We start from the raw sequence: 6,984 nt of genomic DNA on the forward strand, positions 1-6,984 counted from the left end.
CACCAGGTTGAATCCGCGGTGGCCGGTCACGAGGCCGCCTGCGGATGCAGAAGGCGGATCCGGGATCTGACCGCGGGGTCGGCGGCGCTGACCAGATGGCCCGCGATCTCCCGTTCGTGTGCCGCCTCCGCAAGCGCAGCGTTCGGGAGCTGGCCTTTCAGGGCCTCGAGTGTGGTTCTCGGTGCGCGAGCCATTCGCGCGGCGATCGCGGTCGCCTTAGCAGGGACTTGGTCGTGGGGCGCCACCAATATCCCGCACCCGCGGGCGGCCAACTCCCGTCCCCGGTAGGGCCGCCCGGTGTAAAGCATCTCCGTCCCCAAGGTCGTTCCCAGCCTGGCGGGCAGAAGGTATGTTGCGCCGTTGCAGGGGGTGAGGCCGTAGGTGAGGGCGTTCACGGCGTAGTGCGACCGTTCGCTGAGTATCGTCACGTCGGCGGTGAGGGCCAGCAGCAGGCCGAGTCCGATCGCATGCCCCTGCGCCGCGGCCACGACCGGGACGGGGCAGTTGGCCACTGTACGCAGCATTTCCCTGCCATCCTCGATTCGCTGCCGCTGGTCGTTGGCCAGCAACATCTCCGCGGTGAGACCTGCACAGAAGACACTCTCGGAGCCGGCTAGAACAACGACCCTGATGTCCGGCGATCGAGCTGCTCGGGCGAGCGCCCCGTTCAGGTCGGCGTTCAGGTCCGGCGAGGCGTGGTTGGCCCCTTCTGGGTCCTGTAGCGTGATGGTGGCCAGCGGCGGGGCGAGATGCAATGTCGCACTCACGCGGCTCCCTCCCGGAGTAGATGACGTAGCCGCTCCCGAATGTTCGGGTCGGTCATGCATGTAGCGTTGATGGCGGCACTAAGTTCTTCCCAACCGCGCGGGCGCGACAGCAGTGCGCCCCGGTGACGGCCCGGCCTGCTGTCGGGAATACGTGCCAGCAGATCATGGACCAGGCCCTCGGGGTCCGGGCCGTATCGATCGGCCAAACCAATAGCGAGTGCCTCCTCGGGCCCTGCTTCCCGGGCTCTGAGTGCGAGGGAGAAGGCACGGTGGGCTCCGATCCGGTCCGCTAAGGCGGGGAAGATCAGGGCGGGCACGAAACCGAGCAATGTCTCGGTGAGCCGGAACCTCGCCTGTGGTCCGACGAGCAGGATGTCGCATGCGGCGGCTAGGCCCACACCGCCGCCGGTCGCCCGGCCATTGACCAGAGCCACCGTGACCAGCGGTGTGGCTGCCAGCCTGGCAAGCAGCCGCTGGACCGGGGCAGGATCGGGCCGCCAGGAGGCGGCTTGCGGGTCGCCCAGGTCCATTCCCGTACAGAAGATCCCGTTAGCGGCCGCGATCACGAAGACACCGGCATCAGACTCCGCGTCGTCGAGCTCTCGCAGGATGCTATCGACTGTCCTCTCAGTCAGCCGGTTGCCCCTTTGTGGGTCGTTGAGCGTGACACGCCGGTGCGAAGTCACGACGACAGCCATTCGTACCTACGGTGGTAGTTGCGGACGCTGCTCAACGCGAGTACCGGCGTACTGCCCACCATCTTCTGGTGCTTCGACAGGTCAACCTCGCGCTCGGGCTCCGGAACCAGGCAGGTATGTGTTTTGTTGAGCAACTGCTTGTACTCCCCGAAGGTGAGCTCATACCGCTCCGCGAGGCGTCCAGCGATCTGCATCCCGTGCATGCTTTCCCTCGCAGTGGGCAGCAGCGAGCCGCTGAAGAACTCTGAGGCACACCCCGAGCCGTATGAGTACAAGCCCACCCGTGAGCCGGTCCCGATGGGGGAGTTGTCGATGATGCTGCACAGCGCCAGGTAGAGCGAGCCGGAGAACATGTTTCCGACCTCTTGCGGATACACCAGCGACGGCACGACCCGCGCCGTGAAGTCCTCCTCGATGCCTTGGGGCGACCGCGGCGCGAACTGCCGCATTAGCCTTCGATGCCCTGCCTTGACGATCCCGGCGAATGGCGTGTGAAAGGCAAACTGATCGAACGACGTGGCCAGGTCGGTGCCGGGGTGTCGGCTGAGGAAGTCCCGGTAGCTCTCGGTCAGGCACTCCATGTAGGTGAGCAGCGAGCGGTCGGTGTGCCACAGGTCGAACGTCGGCGTCGGCCGGGCGGTGTCCATGGTCTCGAATGAGCACAGGCCGGACTTGCCTGGGTCGAATGTCATGATCTGGGGTTGGCCGCCGACTAAGAGTGCGGCCGCGCCATGACCTGTCGCGGGCTCGGCGTACTGCTGCTCTCCGGTGACTACGGTGACGTCCGTGGCGATCACTAGCGCCTTAGCGCCCTCGTCCTGCGGATCGCGTGGCGTTTGGGTTGCGGCCAGGTATCCCGCGGCCAGTTGCAGCATCCCGGTTGCCCCGTAGCAAGCCTGTTTGACTTCCATGATCCGGCAGCGGCGCGACAGGCCGAGATAGGCATGCACGTAGGAGGCGACGGACTTGCTGAAGTCCAGTCCCGACTCGGTCGAGGTCACTAGCAGCTCGATTCTGTCCCGCTCCTGAGGGGACAGCGCATCTACCACCGGTTTTGCGGCGTTGACGGCGTTGGTGACCGCGTCTTCAAAAGGGAGCTGGACCGAGCGACGGTTCATCATCAGATTGCCCAGTCGGTCTGTGTCCAGGCCCCGGCCTGCGAACAGGTCGGCCACGGATATCTGTGCCAGGCCGCAGTACACATTGAGGGCCTCAAGCCCGATCTGCGGGCCGCTCATGATGAGCCCCCGGCCACCAGACGCTCGATCAGCTCTCCGATGTTCCGAAGACCGCCCAGCGTAGCGAGCGAGTCCTCGGCACCCATCAGATCCCGCACCGCCATGATGATCTCCACACGCTCGACAGAGTCGGCCCCGAGATCGGCGAGATTCTTGTCGGGGGTAACCAGGCCATGGTTCAGCGAGGGCAGTATGTCCGAGATGACCGACAGCAGCGCCTCCTCGGCTGCCTGCCTTGCGATGTTGCTCATGCTGGGCCCCCGAGCACATGTAGTGCTGCGACCGCCAGCGTCCTGCCGGACTCCTGGTCGCACACGGTGGCCTCGACGATCTCGTCCGCCTGATCCCCTTGCCGGGCGTGGGCACGCAGCGTGATTTGCAGCGTGGTGTCATAGTCGGCGTTCCCAAGGAACAAGATCTTGTGGTCGATTACCTGCCGGCCGAGATACGCAGCTCCGGAGCGTTCTTGTTGCCGCCACAGCCGCAGCAGGGCCGTGTTGATGATGGAGAAGTAGGAGGCGAAGTAGACGAGGCCGACGCCGTTGATGTCCCGGTTCAAATCGATGTCGTAGGAGGTGGTGAAATCCTGGACGGTCACCTCGTACCCCGGCACACCGCCGGGATGGAAGCTGCCGGTTCGCTGCACGGGTCCGTAAACGGCTCGGGGTGAGAACTCGGTGGCCAACTGCGGCAGATGTGTGTGATGGAATTCAGCAGGTGAGGAACTGACTAAGTTTTCGTTGCTTTTGACGTCACGGCGTGCCACCCACCGATTAAAATTCTCGACGTAAAGGCAGTCCGCGCGGGGCTTCCGGTAAAACTCCTCGGGATCCACCGGGCGTGGCGGTGACCCGTCGTGGTGGCCGATGCGGTGCAGGGTGAGTACCGATTCGCTGCCGAACCCGAACACCTTCGAGGTGACCTCGATTTCGTCCCCGATGCTGAACGTCAGAGGATGCAGGCCCGGCGAGCCCTGGATGTGAATGTAGTAGAACGCCAGGTAGGTTGGAGCGCCGTCGGTGTTGCGGGCGGCGAAAGTGTTGGTGCCGCACATTTCACCGACCGTCTCCCACGTCCAGTCGCCAATCTGCCCGATGAGCAGCGAGTTGTGACCGCACATCCCCGGCCGCATAGTTACGCGCCGCACCAGTGAACCGTCGGCCAGCAGTTCAGGTGGCCGAGCTGTCGTCGTCGGGATTCTCATGCCGCTGGTCCGTTCCGGCTCTCCAAGATCTTCTCGATGACGTAGTCGGCGAGCCGATTGAGGGTCGGGTGTGTACGGATCACCTCGGCCCGCTCCTCCAGCCCGTGCGCGTCGTTGATCATGGCTGTGAGTTCCACGCCCAGGACGGAGTCCAGTCCCAACTCCTGAAAGTCGGCGTCGTCATCGACGTCGTCCGGCTCGCAGTAGAGCAGTTCCGCGACCTGGCCTCGCAAGTCGCTGCGGATCTCAAGAGCGGTGTTCGGGTTCATCAGTGTCCTCTCTGGCGGTAATGGTTGTGTTCAGCGATCCGAGATCGCCAGGGTCGAACCAGTGGGAATGGCGCTGGAAGGGGTAACCCGGCAACCTGACCCGCTCCCGTCTCGCGCCCGCCGGCCACAGCGCTTCCCACTCGATGTCGGTCCCGGCTAACCAGGACAGCGCTATGTCGTCCGTCGGGCTGTCCACCGGGCTTCCTACAGAGAGTGAGCGGAGCTGGGTGAGCAGTGACGTCGGGGCGTCGGCAACGAGAACGGCCCTCTTGGGCAGCGACTCCCGGCCTGATTGGAGCGTCCAGGCGACCGCATCGAGCGCATAATCCTCACGGCTCAACGTGTCATGCAGGCGGGCAGAGAGCGCTGACAGCGCTCGGTCTGTAGCGGCCGACAGCGGGAAGAGGAGGGGGCGGCGGGCACCGGTGCCCCAACGGTTTCGGCGTAGGGGCTGACTCTTGTCACTAAGGGTAGGAGGGTCTTCGATGATTGTCTGTGCCAAGGTGCCGCCCACACCGAAGGAGTTGACAGCGATCCGGCGTGGGGTGTCGCTACTCGGCCAGGGGACCTTCTCGGCCGTGCAAGTCAGTGTTTCGCCAGCGCCGCCCCAAATAGTGGAATCAGGGCTATCCAGCCAGGCCGTACGCGGAATCAGGTTCTTCCGCAGGACCAGCGCTGCCTTCACGACCCCGAGCAGCCCAGCCGCCGCCTCCAGATGGCCGACGTTCGACTTCACCGAACCGACCCATAGCCGCCCGCCGGGCCCGGCGGCCTTCCCGGTGCGTCCTAGAACTTCGCGCATCGCCGCGATCTCGATGGCGTCACCACCCGTCCCCGTGCCGTGGGCCTCTAGATAGCCGAGATCTTGAGGCATGAGGCCAGCCTGCGCGAGCGTGCGCCGTGTCAGAGCCGTCTGTGTGGCCGCGTGCGTACTAGTTAAACCGCCCGACCGTCCATCATGACCGACCGAAACCGCGCGAATCACGGCATGAATCGGGTCTCCGTCCCGCCGTGCAGCAGCCAGCGTCTTTAAGACCAGACAGACCCCACCCTCCCCGCGCACATAACCATCACGGAAGGTACTGAAAGGAACTGACTCTCCCGTCGGGGACAAGGCACCGGCCCGGTAAGCGCAGCTCGGCCAAAAACCGTGACTAATCACAGAGCAGGCACCGACCAAGGCCACCGGATACTCGCCATGGCGCAGCCCCTGCACCGCTAGGCCGAGAGCGGTGAGACCAGAAGAGCAGGAAGTGTCGACTGCCAGACTCGGACCGGTCAAGTCGAAGAAGTAGGAGATCCGGTTAGGACCGAACGCAGGCATGGTTCCGGAGAAAGCAGCCGCGTCGGTTCGACCGGAACGCTGCATCCGCAGCAGGTAATCCGGCTGAGAGGAGGAGGTGACGACGGCAACCTGCTCACCGCGGAGCCGGTTAGGCGCTATCCCCGCATCTTCCAGCGCGTGCCAGGCCAACTCCAGCAGAAACCGCTGGTGCGGGTCCGCCCAGGCCGCCATTCGCCGCGAGATACCGAAGAACGCGGCATCGAACCGGTCGACGCCATCGATCAGGGCAGCCTGCGGCCCCGCCACGGGCACTGGTCCGGGGTCTAGACCGACCAGTCGGCCGTCCGTGACCGGCTTGATCATCCGGGAACCGGCGCGTAGTAGGTCCCAGAACTGCCCCACGTCGTCGGCACCCGCCGTACGGCACGCCATCCCGACGATCGCTATGGGCTCAGCAGACGAGTCCAAGCGCACACCCTCCATAGCTCCATCCTCGTGACCGGCCAACATGAGCGGCTCTGCCCTCGACCGTCACTAATCAGAATGCGCGAAAGGGCTCAACGCCAACTCACACCGAGCTACAACACTGGCCGCCACCGCCGGGGTGGCAGTGATCTTCCGATCCGTTAGCCGCGAAGCCAGCCGAGCGCTTTGCGTGGGTGGCGGTTGAGCTGGTCGGCGACCGCGTGGAGGTGTTCGGGGGTGTGGACGGACAGGTCCGTGCTTTCCGCAGGTGGGGAACGTCGTAGGCTCGGCGTGGACACGCTGAGGCTTGAAGTGGCCCTGTCGGCGCTGAGCATCGATCTCGGCGTTCTTGTCCGTCTCCCGCCCGCGCGGACGGCGTTTCGGAGTCCTCGGCGGCCTTGATCCACAGGCGCAGCGTCTCGTGATTCACGCCCAGATCCCTGGCCACAGCCACGACCGGACGCCCCAGACTGGCGCGGTACAGCGCGACGGAGTCGGCTCGGAACTCAGCCGAGTACCTGTAGGTCCCGAACGGGAACTCCTGACCTCTGGAACTTCATAGATCCAGTATCCAGGGTGTCCACGACCAGAGGGAAACACCCGTTCCACCAGTTCAAACAGCCCGCTGCGAGATACCTGCCGCTCTACACCTCGGCCGGCTCTAACCCGCTCGCAGCATCATCTGCTTGCGACCACTTTGAACCTGTTGCCAAACGATCAGTAGGAGACTAAAACTGTCCACGCGGAACACTCTCAAGTAAGAAATACTCTGGATGGAATCACGGGCAACTGCTAGAAAGTCGACACGTCACGCTTGCGCGGAGAACAACAAGAGCGCCGTTGCGCTAGCGGCAGGAGCACGGTCGTCCCGCGGACCCGTTTCCGCAGGTCTGGCCGTGCTCTTTGACGCCTCCAGCTTCGCCACGTCATTACCCCAATGGATGCCCGAAATACTTGACAGCCTTAGTACTCCAGCAGCGGTTCGTGTCCTGAGCTGCGTTTTCGGTAATGGCAGTGGCGGGCGACCGCCTGGCGGCGTCTTCTCCAGGTCGACCACT

General features: G+C 64.4%; 7 protein-coding genes and 1 pseudogene. All 8 read right to left on the reverse strand.

The features are described from left to right. Positions 1-26: 26 nt before the first annotated feature. On the reverse strand, positions 27-767 hold the full coding sequence (locus ACZ4NT_RS36955; RefSeq protein ID WP_467729725.1) for an enoyl-CoA hydratase-related protein: 741 nt from the start codon (positions 765-767) through the stop codon (positions 27-29). Then, positions 764-1,465, reverse strand: coding sequence for an enoyl-CoA hydratase-related protein (locus ACZ4NT_RS36960; protein WP_467729727.1), 702 nt, complete (start codon positions 1,463-1,465; stop codon positions 764-766). Before ACZ4NT_RS36960 ends, ACZ4NT_RS36955 begins: the two co-directional genes overlap by 4 nt. Further along, positions 1,450-2,703, reverse strand: coding sequence for a hydroxymethylglutaryl-CoA synthase family protein (locus ACZ4NT_RS36965; protein WP_467729729.1), 1,254 nt, complete (start codon positions 2,701-2,703; stop codon positions 1,450-1,452). The genes ACZ4NT_RS36960 and ACZ4NT_RS36965 overlap by 16 nt, the downstream gene beginning before the upstream one ends. Beyond that, a complete protein-coding gene (locus ACZ4NT_RS36970) occupies positions 2,700-2,954 on the reverse strand; it encodes a phosphopantetheine-binding protein (RefSeq protein ID WP_467729731.1) in 255 nt (84 codons plus the stop codon). The genes ACZ4NT_RS36965 and ACZ4NT_RS36970 overlap by 4 nt, the downstream gene beginning before the upstream one ends. After that, complete coding sequence (locus tag ACZ4NT_RS36975; RefSeq protein ID WP_467729733.1) at positions 2,951-3,907, reverse strand: LnmK family bifunctional acyltransferase/decarboxylase; 957 nt, start codon at positions 3,905-3,907, stop codon at positions 2,951-2,953. Before ACZ4NT_RS36975 ends, ACZ4NT_RS36970 begins: the two co-directional genes overlap by 4 nt. Further along, a complete protein-coding gene (locus ACZ4NT_RS36980; RefSeq protein ID WP_467729735.1) occupies positions 3,904-4,176 on the reverse strand; it encodes an acyl carrier protein in 273 nt (90 codons plus the stop codon). The genes ACZ4NT_RS36975 and ACZ4NT_RS36980 overlap by 4 nt, the downstream gene beginning before the upstream one ends. Next, complete coding sequence (locus ACZ4NT_RS36985) at positions 4,154-5,971, reverse strand: polyketide synthase (protein WP_467729737.1); 1,818 nt, start codon at positions 5,969-5,971, stop codon at positions 4,154-4,156. Before ACZ4NT_RS36985 ends, ACZ4NT_RS36980 begins: the two co-directional genes overlap by 23 nt. A gap of 58 nt (positions 5,972-6,029) precedes the next feature. Then, positions 6,030-6,437, reverse strand: a pseudogene (locus ACZ4NT_RS36990) (transposase); the annotation flags it as partial. Positions 6,438-6,984 lie beyond the last annotated feature (547 nt).

The organism is Streptomyces sp. NPDC026417, from assembly GCF_055567695.1.